The 20001-nt window shown below is 51.1% G+C and carries 19 protein-coding genes; 8 read left to right on the top strand and 11 right to left on the bottom strand.

Annotated elements, in window-relative coordinates; all coding sequences use genetic code 11:
* Nucleotides 1-13: 13 nt before the first annotated feature.
* From phnW to cymR, 9 genes are all read right to left on the bottom strand, one after another.
* Entirely contained in the window at nucleotides 14-1108 is a 1095-nt protein-coding gene (gene phnW / locus WFJ73_RS31855; protein ID WP_336776807.1) for a 2-aminoethylphosphonate--pyruvate transaminase, read from the bottom strand.
* The gene (gene phnX, locus WFJ73_RS31860; RefSeq protein ID WP_336776808.1) at nucleotides 1105-1902 is read right to left on the bottom strand and encodes a phosphonoacetaldehyde hydrolase; all 798 of its coding nucleotides are present in this window, start codon (nucleotides 1900-1902) and stop codon (nucleotides 1105-1107) included. Before phnX ends, phnW begins: the two co-directional genes overlap by 4 nt.
* Nucleotides 1903-1929: 27 nt before the next feature.
* Nucleotides 1930-3648: a putative 2-aminoethylphosphonate ABC transporter permease subunit gene (locus WFJ73_RS31865; protein WP_336776809.1), complete on the bottom strand. Its 1719-nt coding sequence runs from the start codon at nucleotides 3646-3648 to the stop codon at nucleotides 1930-1932.
* Nucleotides 3645-4682 carry an ABC transporter ATP-binding protein gene (locus WFJ73_RS31870; RefSeq protein WP_336776810.1) on the bottom strand — a complete coding sequence of 346 codons (1038 nt, stop codon included), beginning with the start codon at nucleotides 4680-4682 and terminating at the stop codon, nucleotides 3645-3647. Before WFJ73_RS31870 ends, WFJ73_RS31865 begins: the two co-directional genes overlap by 4 nt.
* Before the next feature lie 29 nt (nucleotides 4683-4711).
* Nucleotides 4712-5794, bottom strand: coding sequence for a putative 2-aminoethylphosphonate ABC transporter substrate-binding protein (locus WFJ73_RS31875; RefSeq protein ID WP_336776811.1), 1083 nt, complete (start codon nucleotides 5792-5794; stop codon nucleotides 4712-4714).
* 312 nt (nucleotides 5795-6106) lie between these two features.
* Nucleotides 6107-6304, bottom strand: coding sequence for a hypothetical protein (locus WFJ73_RS31880; RefSeq protein WP_015845916.1), 198 nt, complete (start codon nucleotides 6302-6304; stop codon nucleotides 6107-6109).
* Between the two features lie 3 nt (nucleotides 6305-6307).
* Nucleotides 6308-6853, bottom strand: a complete 546-nt coding sequence (locus tag WFJ73_RS31885) for a PRC-barrel domain-containing protein (protein WP_336776812.1) — start codon at nucleotides 6851-6853, stop codon at nucleotides 6308-6310.
* A 17-nt stretch (nucleotides 6854-6870) separates the two neighbouring features.
* Complete coding sequence (locus WFJ73_RS31890) at nucleotides 6871-8028, bottom strand: cysteine desulfurase family protein (RefSeq protein WP_336776813.1); 1158 nt, start codon at nucleotides 8026-8028, stop codon at nucleotides 6871-6873.
* Between the two features lie 12 nt (nucleotides 8029-8040).
* On the bottom strand, nucleotides 8041-8460 hold the full coding sequence (gene cymR / locus WFJ73_RS31895; protein WP_015845919.1) for a cysteine metabolism transcriptional regulator CymR: 420 nt from the start codon (nucleotides 8458-8460) through the stop codon (nucleotides 8041-8043).
* Between the two features lie 244 nt (nucleotides 8461-8704).
* Between cymR and mnmA the strand changes: the two genes are divergently transcribed.
* Entirely contained in the window at nucleotides 8705-9841 is a 1137-nt protein-coding gene (gene mnmA / locus WFJ73_RS31900; protein ID WP_336776822.1) for a tRNA 2-thiouridine(34) synthase MnmA, read from the top strand.
* Nucleotides 9842-9895: 54 nt separating this feature from the next.
* Here mnmA and WFJ73_RS31905 read toward each other — a convergent pair whose 3' ends face one another.
* Nucleotides 9896-11248: a hemolysin family protein gene (locus WFJ73_RS31905; RefSeq protein WP_336776823.1), complete on the bottom strand. Its 1353-nt coding sequence runs from the start codon at nucleotides 11246-11248 to the stop codon at nucleotides 9896-9898.
* A gap of 244 nt (nucleotides 11249-11492) precedes the next feature.
* Between WFJ73_RS31905 and WFJ73_RS31910 the strand changes: the two genes are divergently transcribed.
* The 4 genes from WFJ73_RS31910 to WFJ73_RS31925 all read left to right on the top strand — a co-directional run bounded on the left by WFJ73_RS31910 (nucleotide 11493) and on the right by WFJ73_RS31925 (nucleotide 15576).
* Nucleotides 11493-12104: a copper resistance CopC family protein gene (locus WFJ73_RS31910; RefSeq protein WP_336776814.1), complete on the top strand. Its 612-nt coding sequence runs from the start codon at nucleotides 11493-11495 to the stop codon at nucleotides 12102-12104.
* On the top strand, nucleotides 12101-13186 hold the full coding sequence (locus tag WFJ73_RS31915; RefSeq protein WP_336776815.1) for a copper resistance D family protein: 1086 nt from the start codon (nucleotides 12101-12103) through the stop codon (nucleotides 13184-13186). The genes WFJ73_RS31910 and WFJ73_RS31915 overlap by 4 nt, the downstream gene beginning before the upstream one ends.
* Nucleotides 13187-13232: 46 nt before the next feature.
* Nucleotides 13233-14348: an ROK family protein gene (locus tag WFJ73_RS31920; protein ID WP_336776816.1), complete on the top strand. Its 1116-nt coding sequence runs from the start codon at nucleotides 13233-13235 to the stop codon at nucleotides 14346-14348.
* A gap of 139 nt (nucleotides 14349-14487) precedes the next feature.
* On the top strand, nucleotides 14488-15576 hold the full coding sequence (locus tag WFJ73_RS31925; RefSeq protein ID WP_336776817.1) for an MDR/zinc-dependent alcohol dehydrogenase-like family protein: 1089 nt from the start codon (nucleotides 14488-14490) through the stop codon (nucleotides 15574-15576).
* Nucleotides 15577-15641: 65 nt separating this feature from the next.
* Here the strand turns inward: WFJ73_RS31925 and WFJ73_RS31930 are convergent, their stop codons facing one another.
* Nucleotides 15642-16646 (bottom strand): ABC transporter substrate-binding protein, encoded by a 1005-nt coding sequence (locus tag WFJ73_RS31930; protein ID WP_336776824.1) that lies wholly within the window; start codon nucleotides 16644-16646, stop codon nucleotides 15642-15644.
* Nucleotides 16647-16839: 193 nt separating this feature from the next.
* On the opposite strand from WFJ73_RS31930, the gene WFJ73_RS31935 reads away from it, so the two are divergent.
* Genes WFJ73_RS31935 through WFJ73_RS31945 form a run of 3 tightly spaced genes read left to right on the top strand, consistent with a single transcriptional unit; the run spans nucleotide 16840 to nucleotide 19679 of the window.
* Entirely contained in the window at nucleotides 16840-17826 is a 987-nt protein-coding gene (locus tag WFJ73_RS31935) for a FecCD family ABC transporter permease (RefSeq protein ID WP_336776818.1), read from the top strand.
* On the top strand, nucleotides 17823-18866 hold the full coding sequence (locus WFJ73_RS31940) for a FecCD family ABC transporter permease (RefSeq protein ID WP_336776819.1): 1044 nt from the start codon (nucleotides 17823-17825) through the stop codon (nucleotides 18864-18866). Before WFJ73_RS31935 ends, WFJ73_RS31940 begins: the two co-directional genes overlap by 4 nt.
* Before the next feature lie 21 nt (nucleotides 18867-18887).
* The gene (locus WFJ73_RS31945; RefSeq protein ID WP_336776820.1) at nucleotides 18888-19679 is read left to right on the top strand and encodes an ABC transporter ATP-binding protein; all 792 of its coding nucleotides are present in this window, start codon (nucleotides 18888-18890) and stop codon (nucleotides 19677-19679) included.
* Nucleotides 19680-20001 lie beyond the last annotated feature (322 nt).

Genomic DNA, 20001 nt, shown 5'->3' on the forward strand with positions numbered 1-20001 from the left:
CGTCTTCTTGTTATTACCAGAACATCTCGTTATTGATCACCTGCAGCAGCTTCACGATATCCTCTTTATAGACCTCGCCGATATTGCCGATCCTGAACGTGTCAGCCGTGCTGATTTTTCCGGGATAAACAACAAAGCCGGCTGCTTTCAATTTGTCATACAGCTCTTCAAAGCTGAAGCGATTGCTGGACGGATAATAGAAGGACGTAATAATCGGTGAATGAAGCTCCTTCGGAAGCAAGGCGCAGAAGCCAAGCTGAGCCATTCCTTCCGCAAGCAGCTGCTGATTCGCCTTATACCGTTGATGGCGCGCTGTTATACCGCCCTCCGCCTCAAGCTCGATTAAAGCCTGGTCAAACGCCCGCACCACATGGGTTGGAGAGGTAAAGCGCCATTTGCCTCCGCCTTTTTCCATCACCATCCACTGATCATACAAGTCGAGCGATAATGAACGGGCCTGGCCTTTGCAAGCAAGGAGCGCATCCGTTCGCGCAATAATAAATCCAAAGCCTGGAACGCCTTGAATACATTTGTTTGCGCTGCTGATCAAAAAATCAATCGCAAGCTCCGCTACGTCGATCGGGATCCCGCCAAAGCTGCTCATCGCATCCACGATAAAGATTTTGTTGCGGCCTTTAACGATTTTCGATACGTCAGCAATCGGGTTCAACATGCCCGTGGTTGTCTCGCAATGCACCATGGCAACGTGGGTAATATCCGGCTCGGCCTGCAGGCGTTCCTCAACCGCGGAAGCTTTCACGCATTCCGTCTCGCCGAAGTCCAGGACAGAGGTAGAAATACCGTAAACAGCGGCCATTTGGGCAATCCGGTTGCCATAAGCCCCGTTGGTCAGCACAAGCAGCTTGCCGCCTTGCGGAACAACCGTGCCAATGACGGACTCCACGCTGAAGGTGCCGCTGCCCTGCATGAGTACCGAAGTATAGGACTCGGGCGAAGAGGTTGCCAGCTTCGCCAGACGGGTTCGAATGCTTTGCACCAGCTCGTTATAATCCTTGTCCCACGTACACCAGTCTCGGAGCATCGCTTCTTTAACCGTGTCCGAAGTCGTGAGCGGTCCCGGAGTCAGCAGCAAATAGGGGCGGTTCATGGACGTTCTCCTCTCTCCATACGAGCGTTAATTTGCGCGATGACGCTATCCAGTTCTCCGATTCGGTCAATGACATAATGGGCGCCTGCGGCTTGAAGTCTGGCTGCAACGGCCAACTTGCGTTCTGTGAGCTCCGCTTCTTCGCATCCGGTTACTTCCTCTTCCGTCATGCCAAGCTCGCTGCTGCCTACAATAACGCCAACTGTCCAGCAGCCCGCATTTACGCCTTCCAGCATATCGCTTACGGTGTCGCCGGCTTTGACAATCTGATGCATCGGGTATACGCCAAGCATCTCTGCGTTCCGGTAGATCATCCAAGGATAAGGTCTGCCGGCAGAGACCTCCGTAGGCGTAACGAGGGTATCCGGTTCATAGCCTTGTTCCTTGGCCCCTTTGCAAACCACGTCCATCATCGCTCTCGTATAACCGGTTGTTGAACCAATGGCAATTCCTTGGCTGCGCAATCTGTCCGCAAGCTCAACCGCTCCGGATACAGGCGTCGCATAATCCTTTAAGGTGCTGAACAACAGCGGTTCAAAGTCTGCGTACAGTTCATCGATATCTGCTTCGCCTGGCTTTCTTCCGTGAAGTCCTTCCCAAACACCGGCGATACGCTCCATTTGGCACATGGCCGCAATATGATCCCGCTTCAGCATGCCCATCGGCTGTCTTGCTTCCTCAACCGTAACCTGAACTCCTTTGCGCGCAAAGACCTCCACAAAAACGTTAAGCGGTGCAAAGCAGCCGAAATCGACCATGGTGCCTGCCCAATCCAGCATGACTGCTTTAATCATGATTCATCTCTCCTCATTGATATCTCGTTATTGTTCTCTCGTTTGCCAAGCTTGCGTTCTCTTCTTAATCTGATGGGTGACAGCTTCATAGAGCAGCCGTACCCCGATATTCGTCATTACGATTAAGGTCGACATCGCGGCTGCAGGCGCTATATCTCCCGCATCCTCCATATTTACAATAGATACGGAGGCCAGCTTCAAATCTGCCGCATACAGGAACATAACCGCCGACACGGTTACCATCGAGTTGATAAAGAAGTACATCGCCATCTCCAAGACGGCCGGCAGACACAAGGGAAGCGTCACTCTCAGCAAGGTTTTGTACCTTGGGACGCCTAATGAGTCGGAGGCCGTTTCAATCTCGCGATCCAGCTTCTTCAGCGCGCTTGTCGCCGTAACAAAAGCAACGGAGTAGAAATGCGCGATGTTTGCCAGCACCAGAATCCAGATCGTTCCGTAAATGCCGTGCATCGGATTGCTTGCTTTGTTGAAGAAAAAGATGTACGACAGACCAAGAACGATACCCGGCAGCGCCAGCGGAAGGATCGACAGAAAATAACCCGCCTGCCGGAGTACAGGCAATGTCTTCGTCTTCTCAATCAGATAAGCGCCTATGAAAGTAACGGCCGTTCCGATTACCGCTGTCCAGGCGGACATCCGCAAGCTGGTCCAGAATGGCTGCAAGCTTCCTCCGGCCACTTTGCTGAAATCATAGTGCTTCAGGGACAACGAAAGATTATACGGCCATATCTTGATGACCGAAGCTGCGAAGACCGTACAGATTAAGATCAGAATCATACCCGATGCCGCGATACAGAAGGCGAGGAAAAATCCGTCTCTATTCCGGCTGGGCGATATCCGGTACGGCACCGCTCTTGCGCTGATGGCATGTTGTCTGCTTGTTATAAACCGGTCAACGATAAAAGCAAGGATGGCGGGAAGAGTCAGAATGATGCCGACAGTAGCTCCCATCCCCATATTTTGCTGGCCGATAACCTGCTTATAGATTTCCGTTGCCAGCACATTGTAGCTTCCGCCAACTACCTGCGGCGCGCCGAAATCGGTAAAGGCCAGCGTAAAGCAGACAAAGAACGAAGAAATAAGACCGTACTTCATGTTGGGAAGGGTTATGGTGAAAAAGATTCTTCCTTTTCCAGCTCCCATTGTTTTGGCAGCCTCGTACAGATTGAAATCCGCAAAGCTTAAGGAAACAACAAGGATGAGACAGGCTTGCGGAAAGGTGTACATAACCTCCGCCAGAACAATGCCCGTTGGGCCATACAAACCAATATCCCAATGGAAGGGCAGCGCCTCAAAAAAGCCGGTTGTAACCAATCCCTGGTTACCGAACAAGTAGGTTAATCCGATCCCAAGCATCATCGTTGGAGCGAAGAGCATTAGGAGCGATACCGTTTTGAAAAACATTTTCCCGGGAACGTTCGTACGGGTAAGGGCGTAAGCGAACAAAAAGCCCAGTACGACGGACAGGATTGCGGTCAGAGCAGAAACGTATACCGTGTGCTGCAAGGAGCTCAGCAATGCGGGCGTGGAGAAATAATCGATGAAATTATCTAATCCGTTATATTCGCCTTGTTTGTCCGTAACCGCTTTACTGAACAGCGAGAACAAAGGAAGCAGAATCATCACGCATAATCCCGCAAGCATAAGCAGCATTGCAACACGTTCTAACCAACTGCCATTTCCCCGTTTGAGGATCATGGCTGTATGCCATTTCGCGGGTCTCATCCAACCACCTCAAGTCGCTCCCGGCGGTTTGCACCGAAGTGAATCAAATGCTCCTCAGGCAATTGGATAAAGACGCGGCGGTTTTTTTCAAGTTGATATTGTTTAACGATGGAGCGATTCACGTCCGCCGCAACTCCATTCGGGAAATAACGGCTCATCGGACCTTGCACCTTCATTGTTACACGGTAGAAGGAACCCCGGAATTCCAGGCTTTCCATCACCGCTTCATAGCTTCCCGTCTCCTGAGTAAGACCAAGCCTTACATGCTCCGGTCTAATCGCCAGCGTGTCTCCGCCGTCCATAGGTTCAAGGAAATTGACTGCACCGATAAAATCGGCGACAAACCGGCTGTTTGGCCGTTCGTAAATCTCTTCGGGTGCCCCGGACTGAATAACCTTGGCGTTGTTCATCACAACGACGGTATCCGCCATCGTAAGCGCCTCCTCTTGATCATGAGTAACCATAATCGTCGTCATGCCAAGCTGCTCATGCAGTCTGCGAATCTCGAGGCGAAGCTTCTCTCTCACCTTGGCGTCTAATGCAGACAACGGCTCGTCGAGCAGCAGGAAATCGGGGGATAAAGCAATCGCGCGGGCTAGTGCTACCCGCTGCTGTTGTCCGCCCGACAGTTGGGCCGGGTATTTCTTCGCAGAGGTCAAAAGATCAACCATGCCGAGCACTTCCTCTACCTTGCTCTGCATTTGCTGCTTGGACATTTTTTTCTCCTTCAGTCCATAGGCAACATTCTGGGCTACCGTTAAATTCGGAAACAGGGCATACGATTGGAACATAAATCCTACATTGCGCCTCGCGGGAGGCAAGGATGTCATATCCTTGCCCTCTACCAGCATACGGCCGCTATCCGGCGTTTCGAGTCCCGCAATCATCCGAAGCAAGGTCGTCTTGCCGCAGCCGCTTGGACCCAGCAAGCATACGAATTCATTCTTGGGAATCTCGATGTGTATAGGCTCAAGCGCTGTAAACGATCCGAATGTCTTGCGGATGCCTTCTATGGATAAATAGCTCTGTGGCATAGAACCGTTGTCCTCCTTCGGATTAGCTTTTATTTCTTCTCGCTCTTAGCTTCATAACGCTTCGACCATTCCGCAAGCGTTGCGTCACGGGTCTCAGCAGCTTTGTTCAGATCAAGCTTGATCAGTTGGCTGACCGGATCCTTCGTGTAGCCTTCCGGAATAACGGCGGAATCGGTTTTCATCGCGAGAATCGCATAGTTCTCGTTATATTTCTTCATAGGCTCTTCGGAGATTGCCCAATCGAGGAACTCTTTTGCTTCCGGCTTAATGTTGTCTTTCTTCATAAGCGCATTGGCTTCAACATCCCAGCCCGAGCCTTCCGTAGGGAATACAACCTCTACTGGAGCTCCGCCCTTTTTCTCTTGAATCGCTCGGTAACCGAAGGAAATGCCAATCGGATATTCCCCGGTGCCGGCCATCTTCGCCGGTTTCGAACCGGATTCGGTGTATACGGCAATATTTTGATCCAGCTTGTCCAGGTAGCTCCATGCTTCGCTGTCGCCCATGAACTGCTGAAGGCCGTTAACCGTCAGGAAGCCCGTGCCGGAGGAAGCCGGATTCGGCATAACGATCAAGCCTTTGTATTCCGGTTTAGTCAGATCGGCATACGATTTCGGAATTTCAAGCCCCTTCTTCTTCAGCTCTGCCGTATTGACGGCGAAGGCCGTTTCCCAGGCATCGATGCCCACCCAATGTGCCGGCTCATTCTTATCTTTGAATTCAGGCTGGATGTTCTCAATTCCCTTTGGCGAGTACCCTTCCAGCATGTTGTTCTGGTCGAGGACAAGCAGGCTTGTTGCGGCTGTTCCCCATACCACGTCAGCCACCGGATTATCTTTTTCCGCCAAAAGCTTTGCCGTAATAACCCCCGTAGAGTCACGCACAATGTTCACTTTCACATTTGGATGAGCAGCCTTGTACGATTCAAGATAAGCCTGAATCTGGTCATCCTCGAGCGCGGTGTAAACCGTAAGTTCCGAGTTTGCTCCGCCCGCCGCTTTGTTGCCATTAGTCCCTTGCTGTGCATTTGTATTGTTGTTGTTACCGCCGCATGCTGTTAACGCAGAGATGATAAGTACTGTCGTAAGTGCTGTTCCTACCCACTTCTTCATAATCTCTTTCTCCTCCACCTCATCGTAATCGCCTTGTTTAAGACATTTATAGCTTAGCTTCCAATTGTAAAATCAGTATTAAATCCATATTAATAAATTGTTTTTATTTGATTTTAGTTGGTTTTAGTTGCGTTTTAATTTGAACATCTATCATGAACCAGCTTAACTCTCCACTGTTTGAGGGGTATTATCGCAACGTAAAAAAAGTGCCCTTCTTGTATTGCCTTTGTTTTGGTTGGTTTTCGGCCTATAAAAACAGCAAAAAGGACGGCACTAAGCCGTCCTAAAGTCATCTTCTGATTTATGAAACCGCTAATTGATTTGAATTTGCGGCATTTCCTCTTCAAAGAACAAATCGTCGAGCGAACTCAGCGTTCCGTCCTCTTCCACTTGATAGACCGACATCTTCTCACCGTTCACTGTCAGCTCTATAAAGCAGCCCCAGCAGTAGAACTGATGGGAACCGATTTTACCAATATCCTTTGAATTGCAATTGGGACATCTCATCATCTTTCATTTCTCCCTATTTATCGAATTGGAAGCTGCGACAGGCTCCAATTCCGCTTCACTGACAGCAGGAACGATAATCGCGTCTTCCCCGAGCAGCACGGCGTCTGGATCTTCCGGGGCCTTCAGCCATTTGCGCCCTTCCATCAGATCCGATATAAAGCCATCCGTAAGCTCATAGCCTACTATTTGTGTACCCTGAAACGGGTAAAAATAAACATCGGATACCCGTCCGAGCTGTATGCCTTGCACCGTTACAACAGGCAATTCCTTCAGCTTTACCACGCCGGTCTCAAAAGAACGTCCGATTTGGGCCGCTTTTACCGACTTTACGGCGGATTCTCTTGATATAAATACGGCGTCTTCGCCGCAGGTTAATACTTCTGCCCATTCCACGGTTTTGACCGATGTCGCAAACCATTTTGCGCCTTCAACAATAAGACCAATTAACCGCCAATGTTCATCGAACCAAGCGTCCTTGACAAAGCCGATATGCTTGCCGGAATGAATGACAAGCACCGGCAGCCCGATTAATTGCTGGAGTTTGATCATGGCGTGCTTGGGGCCTCCTACTGATTGGTACGGATCCGCTCCACGATTGTCGCTATTTTGCGTGCAGCGTCTTCCAGTTCCTCCACAGTATTCCCCAAACCAAAGCTGAATCGTACAGCCGAATTCAAACGTTCCTCCGGAAGGTTCATTGCCTTCAGCACATGCGATCTTTCGAGCGAACCCGACGTGCAGGCCGAGCCGCTTGCTGCGGCAATGCCTTCCATGTCAAGGTTCATCAGCATCGTCTCCGTATCAATACCAATAAAGCTGATATTAACGATGTTCGGAAGATGATGCTCCGCATTCCCGTTTATGACGATCTCCGTAGCCTTGGATAGCGCGGCCTTTAGCTTGTCTACCCATTCTGTACGAAGCTTGTCCAGGAAATGTTGCTTGTTTTCACGATTGTTCACACAAATTTCAACAGCTTTAGCGAAACCGGTAATGCCGGCGACATTTTCCGTCCCGGGTCTCCGCTTTCGCTCTTGCGATCCACCGTGCGCGATAGGCTCAAACGGCGTGCCGTTTGCCAAGTATAAAGCGCCTACGCCCTGCGGGCCGTTTATCTTATGCGCGGAAAAGCTCATCAAGTCAACCGGCAGTTCAGACAGCCGGTACGGAACCGTCCCGAACGATTGGACAGCATCCACATGGAACAACAAGCCATTGGCATGGGCAAGCTCGCCAATTTCCTCGATGGGCTGCAAGGTGCCGACTTCATTGTTGCCGTGCATAATGCTGATAAGCCCCGTGGTCGGCCGGATTGCCGCGGCAATCTCGTCCTCCGATACGCGCCCTGTCTGATCTACCGGAAGGTAAGTCACTTCATAACCTGCTTCAGCCAATGCCTCGCAGGTATGCAGAACGGCATGATGCTCCGCGCTTGATGTAATGATATGGGTTTTGCCCTTCTTCCTCATCGCCGCTGCCGCACCGATAATAGCTGCATTGTCGCTTTCCGTTCCGCCGGAGGTGAATATCAGCTCGGATGGTTTGCATCCAAGCGCGGCCGCGATCGAATCGCGAGCCTGGTTCACTCTCTGCTTCGCTGCGCGCCCGAAGGCATGCATGCTGGACGGGTTGCCGCCGGCTCCCGTCATCACTTCCAGCATCGCTGCAGCCACATCCGGATGCATCGGCGTTGTAGCTGCGTGGTCAAAATAATACTTTTGCATACGAATCCCTCATTAAATATAGAACATATAACTGTCAGCAACACCGGCATCCTGGTAGTTCACCAGATCGGCCAACGTTGTCTGATCAAGCACGCTTGCGATACTGTCACGGATACGCAGCCACAAATCGCGTTTGGCCGGATCATCCTCTTCCGTGAAATCTACCGGGGAAATCGGGCCTTCCAATATACGAATCACGTCACCGGCTGTAATCGTCTCCGGTTCCTTGGATAAGATATAACCGCCATAAGCGCCGCGAATACTTTTTACAAGTCCGGCATTGCGAAGCGGTGCAACCAATTGCTCCAGGTAGTGCTCGGAAAGCTGATTGCGCTCGGCAATGCTCTTAAGTGAAATCGGACCTTCGCCGAATTTTCCCGCAAGCTCCATCATAATGGTGAGGCCGTAACGGCCTTTCGTCGATATTTTCATATTCGGGCACCTCTCTTAAGTAGTAGTTGTTCCAATCGATAGCGCGTATGTTAGCGTATTGTTTGTTATAATTACGGGTATTCCCATATCATATCTATGTTAACACAACCTTTTGCGACATGCGAGAAAAGGATTGACTTTTCATGAAAAAGTTTCTCGACTATGTTACAATAGTACGAAGTCCGTTCGTGGAGTGCATATCTTGCGGATTGGTCTTAGAAGTGTGAAGAACAAGGTGGTGCGTGTGATGGTGAAATCGAAGCAAGAAACACGCGTCGTTGTCGGGATGTCCGGCGGAGTTGACTCCTCCGTAACGGCTCTGCTGCTCAAGCAGCAAGGCTATGACGTGGTTGGCATATTTATGAAAAACTGGGATGATACCGATGAATTCGGGCATTGCACAGCGGAAGAGGACGCTGAGGATGTACGCCGGGTTTGCAACCAGATCGGGATCCCTTATTATACCGTAAACTTTGAGAAGCAGTATTTCGATAAAGTATTTACTTATTTCCTCGATGAATACAAGCGCGGCCGGACGCCTAATCCGGATGTGATGTGCAACCGGGAGATCAAATTCGGCGATTTCCTCAAAAAAGCGAACGAGCTTGGCGCCGATTATCTGGCAACCGGCCATTATGCCCGGGTTGAACGGACCGAAGACGGCGAGACCAGACTGCTCCGCGGCGTTGACGGCAATAAGGATCAAACCTACTTCCTAAGCGCGCTGAATCAGAAGCAGCTCGAGAAAGCGATGTTCCCGATCGGGCATCTGCCTAAGCCGGAAGTGCGCCGCATTGCCGAAGAGGCTGGTCTGTACACCGCGAAGAAAAAAGACAGTACGGGCGTTTGTTTTATCGGCGAGCGCAACTTCAAGGAATTCCTGAGCGGTTATCTGCCTGCCCGCCCTGGCGATATGGTTGATATCCGTTCCGGCGAGGTAAAAGGACGCCATGACGGCCTCATGTATTATACGCTGGGCCAACGGCAAGGCCTTGGAATCGGCGGATCGGGTAACGGCGAGCCTTGGTTTGTGGCCGAAAAGGATCTGGAGCGCAACATTCTATACGTTGTGCAGGGTGAATCCCATCCAAGCCTGTATTCCACGGGACTTACGGCAAGCGGCATGAACTGGATTGCGCCACATAGGCCGGAAGGCACCTTCCGCTGCACCGCGAAATTCCGTTACCGCCAGCCGGATCAAGGCGTGAGCGTAACGCTGCAGGCTGACGGCACCGCTGAAGTTGTATTCGACAATCCGCAAAAGGCGATTACGCCGGGGCAAGCCGTTGTCTTGTACGATGGCGATTTCTGCCTTGGCGGCGGCACGATTGATGTCGTTCATAAGATTAATGAAGTCGCGTTTGAAGCGTTGGCAAAATAAATCGCAAAAATCGCAAACCCCCTTGTCATTAGGACAAGGGGGTTTATTTTTTTCTCATGAATGTCCCTCCGCTGTTCCTTCAGGGCCCGGCTTCCCTTTCCATTTGCCCTGCTTTGCCTCCGCGGTTGGCTTCTGTACCAGAACGCGGGAAATCCGCAAATGATCCGTTTCCTCGATAATAAACGCATATTCTCCGCCATAGTCAATCCGCTGCCCGCTTGTTGGCGGAATTTCGATCTGGGAGTACATCCAGCCGCCAATCGTATCGTAATTGTCGCTTTCGATATCCGTGCCGAAATAACTGTTCACTTCCTCGATCAGCATCATCCCGCTGATGGAGTAGACGGAATCGTCCCGCTTCTCGATCTCCGCCCGTTCTTCGTCAAATTCATCCTGGATCTCTCCCACAATCTCTTCCATAATGTCTTCCAGCGTAACTAGACCTGATGTTCCTCCGTATTCATCGATGAGTATGGCGATTTGCGCTTTCCTCTTCTGCATCAGGATCAGCAAGTTACTGATTTGCATCGAATCGGGAACCGTTGTAATCGCCCGCGTAATCTGACGGATATCGGTCAGGCTATGCGTCGTGTCCTTCAGCAAATCTTTTATATGAACGAAACCGATAACATTGTCCTTGTCATGATCGCAGACGGGATATCTCGTATGCATTTCGTTTAATGCGATAGCCTTGTTGTCTTCCAGAGACAGATGGACGTACAGGCAGACCATCTCCGTACGCGGAATCATAATCTCACGGGCATTGGTCTCGGCAAATTCAAATATATTATCGACCAGCGTCAGCTCCGTATTGTTGATCAGTCCGCTCTTATGACTCTCTTGCATGAGGATGCGGATCTCTTCCTCCGTATGGGCGGAGTGCTGCTCGGATGCGGGCTCGACGCCAAGCCGCTTCAAGAGCTGGTTCGCGAGACCGTTTAATGCCCAGATGAACGGATACATCAGCTTATGGAACATAACGAGAGGCGTTGCGGTAAGCAGGGTTACGCTTTCCGCTTTGCGGATAGCCAGCGTTTTGGGGGCAAGTTCACCGAGGACAATATGGAGAATGGTAATAAATAAAAAGGCGATGATGAAGGAAATCGAATGAATCCAGACCGGATTGCCCCAGCCAAGCGCGAGAAACCACGGCTCGATCAAATCCTTGATCGCCGGTTCCCCGATCCAGCCAAGACCAAGCGAGGCCAGTGTAATCCCCAGCTGGCACGCAGACAAATAAGCATCCAGATTGCTCGTCAAATGCGAGGCAAGCTTCGCCCGCATATGACCCTCGGCCGCCAGCGTTTCAATCCGGGTCCCCCGGACCTTGACCATGGCGAATTCCGCAGCAACAAACAGACCGTTCATAAACACCAGAAAAACGATAAGAACCAGCTGCATAACCATCGGAAGCGGATCACTCAATACAGTCCCCTGCAGCCGTGCGACCTGCACAGCAGCAGGTGCACCTCCTTCGAGAAGGGAATTTGCGTTTCTGTAAAGATACGGTAATTCAAGTTTATTCCGCGCGAACCTTGCATTATGACGATTTATTGCCTTCGAATATTGTTCAAAAAGGCAAAGCCGAAACGAATGCCCGATCTGTTATAATGACATCAATTCATCCAATAAAACAAAGGGGAATTTTCTAATGAAACGTATCCTTTTTATCTGCTTGGCCGCCTTATTCTTGCTGCCGGGCATCGCTATGGCCCATTCCAAAATTACTGTATCCACCCCTGCCAAGGAGGAGACCGTTACCGTCTCTCCTGCCGAGATTTCCATGACCTTCAACACCAATATCGAAAAGCTGAGCCAATTCAAGCTGCTCGATGAATCCGGTAATCAGGTTCCGACCGGTGATATTTCGGTAAGCAAGGCGTCCATGAGCGGTTTGGTGACGGAGCCTCTGAAGAATGGAGCCTATACGGTAAAATGGACGATTATCGGCGCTGACGGTCATGCGGTTGACGGCGAATACGCCTTTACGGTTAATGCCCCGGAAGCTACGCCTTCTCCAACACCGGAAGCCACGGCAACCCCGGCTGATTCTTCTCCGTTTCCAAGTGCCGAGGTTACGAAAGCACCGGATGCAAGCGCATCCGCGGATGACAACGTCTCCGAGGAGCCTTCTCCTTCTGTTCCGGCAGAGGACGCTACGACTGAGTCCGGCGACAATGGCGTAAATACCGCAATCTGGGTTATTGCCGGCGTTATTGTGGTAGCAGGGGTAGTTATCATGATCCGGAGGAGCCGCAAATGAGTTATGTCAGCGAGGCTCTGCTCTATGTCTGCTTCGCCATCCTGACCGGAACGTTTATTCTGCGGGTTGTCCCTGAGCATAGACGTCCGGACATACATACGCCGAACTGGCTTCTGCTCGTCTGCGCGCTTGCGATTCCGGCACTCGAATATGTGCCTATTCATGATTCTGCGGTGCTGTTTGCCAAGGATACGGACGTTACCTACGGTGAAATGGTGAAGAGCATCCTGCTCGAGCTGAATAACGGCAAAGCCTGGATCTGGTCGGCTGTTGCTTCCGTTGGCCTTGCTTTCCTGCTTGGCCTGCCCTCCTTCCGCAACGATAAGCATATGCCGAAGGTCAGCCTGTTCATAATGCTTCTGTTAATTCTCTGGCTTGGTTATGCCAGCCATGCGACTTCGCTTTACGGCACCAAGGGCTGGCTTGTCCACTCCGCGCATTTCCTTGCCGTAACCGTATGGATTGGCGTGCTGTTGATTGCCAGCTGGTTCTCCACGAGCAGTCGCAACTGGGAGACGTTCCTAGCCTGGTTCTCGCCGCTTGCCATCGGCTGTATGCTGATCACTTTTATCGCCGGCATTACGCTTATGACCTTTACTACGCCGCAGTACGTCAATTCGTGGATGCTTCCTTACGGGCAAATGCTTCTGCTGAAGCATTTGCTCCTTGCGCCGCTGCTTTTATTTGCCTATACGAACGGCTTCGGCTACCGGAGCAAGCTTAAGGAGAACAGCAGCTTTAACCCCCTCCCGTGGCTCAAAGCGGAGAGCATCATCGCTTTGCTGCTCTTTATCGTCACCGGAGTGCTGGGTCAGCAGACGCCTCCCCATAACGTGAAGGAAACGCTGCAATCGGTATCTCCTTCCAAGCTGTTCACGACCGTCTACAACGGACATTTCAGTCCCGATATGTCCCTGAAGCTTTCCATCGGACTGGACAGTATCCTTATGCTTGCCGCAGCTCTCGTCATGATCTACGGACTCATTCAGATGTACAAGGAAAACAAAATTTTACCGGCCTTTATTATGGGACTGCTCACGACGGCATTTGGTTACTTTGCTCTGATGTTCGGGATTGGTTAAAATGAAACTAATTTTATAAAAGTGGTTTCAATAAGGTGGGACGCAGGTGGAAGATAAATCAGTAAATATTAAAGATTTCAATCGAAATCGTATCTATAAGCTGCTGAGGGAGAAACAAAGCCTCTCCAAGCAGGACATCGTCTATCAATTGCAGTTAAGTCTTCCGACAGTTACCCAGAATCTAAACACCCTGCTTGAGCAGCATTTGATCGCGAACACGGGCACAATCGGCAATACGGGAGGGCGTAACGCACAGGCCTTCACTTATATTAGCGATGCTAAAGCAGGGATTGGACTAGACGTAACCAAGCATCATGTCACGGCGGTTGCCGTGGATTTGGACGGCAATATCCTTGAAATGATAAGGTCGAAGCAGACTTTCGAACGGTCCGAACGGTATTTTCGGTTTTTGGGAGAGCTTGTTCAAGAGCTCATACGGACGGCCAACCTGGATTCCTCCAAGGTTTTAGGCGTTGGAATCGGCGTTCCGGGCCTCGTTACAGGGGATCATCAAACTGTCTTTTACGGTAAAATTCTGGATTTCACGGGTGAGACCGCGCAAAATTTCGGTAGATACATTTCTTACCCTACTATCCTCATCAACGATGCCGATGCAGCGGGTCTTTCCGAGATACGGATCACACCCGACATCAATCATGCCTTCTACATCTCGTTAAGCAATAATATCGGAGGATCTGTCTATATCGGCAATCAGGTGTTTGCCGGATCCAATCAAAAAAGCGCCGAAATCGGGCATGTCACGGTTGTTCCGGACGGCCTGCCCTGCTACTGCGGGCAGAAAGGCTGTCTGGAGGCCTATTGTTCCGTCGATCGGTTATCGGAAGCGGCAGGCAGTTTGCCCCAATTTTTCGAGCTTCTTAAAGCCGGGAAGCCAGAAATGGTTCAAATATGGAAAGCTTATTTAAATCATCTGTCCATTGCGATTAACAATATCCGCCTGCTGTTTGATTGCGACATTATCATCGGAGGATATGTCGGGGCTTACATGGATGATTATTTGGATGACTTGAAAGAGCTCATCATTTCACGGAATTCCTTCGAGAACGAGGCCGAATATTTGCGGGTTTGCCGTTACAAAACGGAAGCTATCGCCGCCGGTGCCGCATTACCGTTTATTGACCAGTTCATGAATCAAATTTAACCGTTGTTTTCTTAAAGCGTATGGAGCGCAAGCTCCATGCGTTTTTTTTATTGACAACTTAGGGCATATGGCGCTAGACTTACCGTAATTAGTTTTTTAAAACAGTTTTATAAAACCACTTAAAAAAGGTGATGAAATCATGAATCCGGTTATAACCGTACCTTCAACAATGAAAGCTCTGGTGGCTTATGGGAAGGATGATTACCGCTTCGAGCCAAGCTTCCGTACCCCCGTCTGCGGTCCCGACGATATTATTATCAAGACGGAAGCTTGCGGCGTATGCGCTTCGGATCTGAAATGTCTTCATGGAGCGGCTATGTTCTGGGGAGACGAGAATCAGGCACCGTGGGTTAAAGCGCCTTTTATCCCCGGCCACGAGTTTCTTGGCACGATTGTACAGGTTGGCGGGAATGTTCATGAATTTGCAGTTGGAGACCGCGTAACGGCCGATCAAATCGTACCTTGCGAATCTTGCAGGTTCTGCAAGAGAGGACAATATTGGATGTGCCAGCCACACAACATCCTGGGCTTCCAGACAGAGAATAACGGCGGCATGGCGGAATATGTGCGTTACCCGAAAACCTCCGTTATTCACCAGGTTCCCCATGCCATGAAGATGGAGGATGCCGTGCTTATTGAACCGTATGCCTGCTCCAAGCATGCCGTAGACCGGGCGCAAATCGGCTGCGAGGATATTGTTGTTATATCCGGCGCAGGTCCGTTGGGACTTGGAATGATTACTTACGCGCGTATGAAAAATCCGAAAAAGCTGGTTGTGCTCGATTTAATCGACAGCCGTCTGGATAAGGCCAAGGAGTTCGGCGCGGATATCGTTCTTAATCCGAATAAACAGGATGTTCATCAGATTATCCTGGATATGACCGAAGGATACGGCTGCGATATTTATATCGAGGCTACGGGCCATCCCTCCAGCGTTACGCAAGGGCTTAACATAATCAGAAAGCTTGGACGCTTTGTAGAGTTCAGCGTATTTGGCGCCCCTACCACGGTAGACTGGTCGATTATCGGCGACCGGAAGGAGCTCGACATTCTTGGCTCCCACTTGAGTCCGTATTGCTTCCCCTTTGTGATTGAGAACATCGCAAGCGGAAAACTCAAAACAAGTGGAGTCGTGACCAGGCAATTCCCGATCGAGCAGTGGGAAGAAGCCTTCGAATACGCATCCGGCAAACACGGCGATTTCAAAGTCGTGATCACGTTCGAATAAAAAGGAAGCTCCCCGTTCACCAAGGTGAATGAGGAGCTTCCTTTTATTAATGGATATGAATTCGCTTATTTAGAGAGTTTAATGCCATAGTTCTCGGCAAGCTGATCAAGCATCAGGTTAGCTGCCTTGATGCCGCCGGCCGTATTCCAGATCGCGTCGTCTACCCGGTAGGCATGGCCTGCTTTAACCGCGCTGAGACCTTTCCAGATCGGATCGTTTGTCCACTCCTGCTCTTGAGCGGAGCCCTTTCCGTCACCTGTATCGTAAGTAAAATAGAAGATCCGGTCCGCATCCGCTTCCGGCAGGCGCTCCTTCGTAATTTCGTCGGCAAACGTTTCCTTCGAATTCAGCGTCATCTCGTTGCGTGTCAATCCGATCTGAGCCGCGATAACGCCGGAGAAGGTATCCGTATGATAGACACGCGTTTTTCCGCCCATGAAACGGACAAACGATACGGTCTCCTTCAATTTATCTCCAGCTTGCGCTTTGAAATCTTCAATGCGGGCGTCAAAGTCGGCAATCAGCTTGTTGCCTTCTTCGGTTTTGCCAAGCGCATCGGCATACAGCTTGAAGTTATCCTTCCATGCGCCGCGAAGCGTCTCTGCTTCGACCGTTGGCGCAATAGCTTTCAGCTGTTCATAGATTTCTTCATGTCTCATTTTGTTCGCGAGAATAAGATCAGGCTGCAGTCCGGCGATAAGCTCCAGATTCGGCTGGCCTTCTTCGCCTACTACTTCCACGCCTTCCATGTCCGCGGCGATATGGTCGTACCACGGGTTGCCCGTGAACGATTTTACTGCGCCAACAGGTTTCACGCCAAGCGCCAATACGGCTTCCGTTCCTTCATTCGTAAGAACAACAACCCGCTTCGGCGTACCTTTAATCTCGGTTTCGCCCATCGCATGCTTCACGATACGGGTCTCGTTCGAAGCGGCCTGCTCCGAATTCCCTGCTTGGTTATTGGTTGTATCCGATCCTGCGTTATTGTTGGAATTCGATCCGCAGCCTGCTGCCAGAACAGCGATAATGATCGTGCAAAGCGCAAGCCAGATTGTTTTCTTGCCTTTCATAAACATGATAACGTGCCCCCCGATGATAATATTTCTCACTTGCACAATATAAAAGAAAATAACGGCATAGTCAATGAAAATTTTGAGAACGATTCTCATATTCATTGACAGTTTATTGACTTGTCTATTAAACTTCACTAGGTACATATGTTTTGTAAGTTGTCATCCGAGAAAAAGGAGTCCGCAATCAGCCATGAGACTAACAGGATTCATACTATCCCTTCTGCTCCTTGGAGCAGCGATTATATGCAGCATTGCATTCGGCATAACGGATATCCCGCTCGCAACGGTTTTTGATGCCATCTTTCATTATCAGCCCTCTAACCAAGAGCATTTGATCATACAGACGGCAAGGGTTCCGCGGGCTCTAATCGCTGCAGCAACCGGTGCAAGCCTGGCTGTTGCAGGCGCCTTGATGCAGGTCGTTACCCGCAACCCGATTGCTTCCCCAAGCGTATTTGGCGTCAATTCCGGAGCTTCCTTTATGGTTGTCGTGGCATCCGGCTGGCTTGGCGTTAACGGCATGCAGCCCCTTACTCTTCTTGCCCTGCTCGGCGCGGCAATCAGCGGCGCTATCGTGTTTATCCTTGGCAGCATTGGACGGGACGGTATGACGCCAGTCAAAATCACGTTAGCCGGCGCTTCGATCGCCGCTTTCTTCGCGTCGCTCACCCAAGGCTTTATGCTCTCCAGCGGGAAAATGTTCGACCAGGTGCTTGTCTGGCTCGTTGGCTCGGTTGCCGGCCGCGACATGCACATGCTCGTCAGCGTGCTCCCTTACATGGCGGTTGGCCTAATCATTGCCATGGCACTTTCCCGTCATTTGAACGTCCTTGGCATGGGCGACGACATTGCCCAGACATTGGGCCAGCGGACCGCGGTTGTGAAATGGCTTGCTTCCGCCGCGGTTATTCTGCTGGCGGGCGCATCGGTTGCCGTTGCCGGCCCGATTGCTTTCGTGGGTATCATTATTCCGCATATCGTCCGTTATTTCGTTGGCGCGGATTATCGCTGGGTTATCCCTTATTGCGCCGTTCTCGGCGGCGTATTGCTGGTAGCAGCCGACATCGGCTCCCGCTACATCGCAATGCCGCGTGAGGTACCGGTAGGCGTTATGACTGCCGTTATCGGAGTACCTTTCTTTGTCTATATCGCCAGGAAAGGAAGACAGACATCATGAGCAAATACAAGACGGTCCGGCTGAGCAGCCCCAAGCTGTCCTATCTTCTCGAACGCAGAGCATTATGGACAACGCTTATTCTGCTCCTGCTATGCGCTGCCGGCGCTATTATCAGCACCGGAATCGGCAGCCAGTTCATCTCACCCCTTGACGTGGTCAAATCGATCATCGGCAAAGGCAGCGCCATGCATGACGTTATCGTATTGAAGCTCCGGCTGCCGCGCATCGTAATCGCCATGCTTGTTGGAGCAGCCTTGGCTTCGGCTGGCGCCGTGCTGCAGGGTCTGATCCGCAATCCTCTGGCTTCGCCCGATGTCACCGGCATAACGGAAGGCGCATCACTCGGTACGGTCCTGTTTCTCTTTTTCCTTGGCGGCCACGTCTCCGTTCATTGGATGCCCGTAGCTGCAATTCTCGGCGCGTACGCGGTTACGTTTATTCTTTATGTACTATCTTGGAAAAACGGCGCTTCGCCGCTCCGGATGGTGCTCATCGGTACCGGATTGTCGGCTGCGTTCAAGTCCATCTCATACATGTTTATTATTTCAAGTCCTTATTTCCTGGCGAACCGCGCGATGACCTTTATGACGGGCAGCATCTACGGCTCGTCTTGGGCAAAGGATGTTTATACGCTGCTTCCATGGCTAATTGTTCTGCTCCCTGCCACATGGCTCATGGCTCGCCATATTAATGTGCAGGCGCTTGGGGATGAGGTTGCCGGCAGCGCCGGCGCTCATGTGCAGAAGCACCGGTTCATTCTGCTGCTCCTAAGCGTATCGCTGGCAGGGGCAGCCGTTGCGATTGGCGGCGCAATTGCCTTTATCGGACTGATTGCCCCGCATATGGCACGGAAGCTTGTTGGCTCTTCCTTTGGCGGCTTGCTGCCGGTCAGTGCTTTAATTGGCGCTATATTATTGCTTGTATCCGATCTGGTGGCCAGGACCGTGTTCGCTCCGCTTGATATACCGGCCGGCGTCTTTACCGCGGCTATAGGCGCGCCGTTCTTTTTATTTATGCTATATCGCCACCGCAACCAATAACTAAGCTGGAGGAAGTCAACCATGAGCATGCTTGAAGCGAAAGGAATCTCCCTTTCTTACGGCGGAGCATCAATATTTGAACAATTAAACCTAGCCATCCCCGATGGTAAAATAACCGTCCTGATCGGAAGCAACGGCTGCGGCAAATCGACGCTTCTGCGGGCCTTGTCGAAGCTGCTGAAACCAACCAAGGGCGAAGTAACGCTGGGCGGCAAGGATCTGTCGTCCCTACCGGCCAAGACTGCCGCCAAGCAGCTTTCCCTGCTTCCGCAAGGGCCGATTGCCCCGGAAGGACTTACCGTGCTGCAGCTTGTGAAGCAGGGCCGTTATCCTTACCAGACCTGGCTGCAGCAATGGTCGAAGGAGGACGAAGAGGCCGTGCAATCCGCCTTGCGCGCAACCGGTATTGAAGAGCTGGCGGAACGCTCCGTCTCCTCCCTCTCGGGCGGGCAGCGGCAGCGGGCCTGGATCGCCATGACATTGGCGCAGCAGACCGGCATTATTCTGCTGGACGAGCCAACCACTTATCTGGACCTGACGCATCAGATTGAGGTACTTGATCTGCTCCAGGAGATGAACGAACGGGATGGCCGGACCATCGTTATGGTTCTGCATGACATTAACCTAGCCTGCCGGTACGCCGACCATATTGCGGCCGTTAAGAACGGTGCCGTCTATGCGCAAGGGGCGCCTTCCGATATTGTTGACGCTTCGATGATCGAAGACGTGTTCCATCTGAAATGCGACGTTATTCGGGATCCATTGTACGATACGCCGATGATTGTGCCGCATGGGCGGAGAAAAGCGAAGTAACGCCCGAGGGATAACATGACGAAGGATAGTGAATCGAAACGCCATGGACAGGTATATCTCCTTCCAGCCGCTGTTGTTCTCCCTTTTCCTGATCCGAATGTTTATGGTTGAAAAGGGAGAACAAAGGCGGGCGCTCCGCTCTTCCACGAGATATACCTTTACCCCGGCGCCATTCACTTGTAAAAAGAAGAAAAGAGAAAAAGGACCTCTGTAAACTGGACCCCATAGACTGAACACTTGAAAAAAAAAGTGTTTAGGCTGTGGGGTCCTTTTTGTATACTGGTATTGGCATCTAAGGAGGTTATCATGAGTAAGAAACTTT

Origin of the sequence: Paenibacillus sp. MMO-58 (assembly GCF_037146255.1) — a bacterium.
Taxonomy (GTDB): domain Bacteria; phylum Bacillota; class Bacilli; order Paenibacillales; family Paenibacillaceae; genus Pristimantibacillus.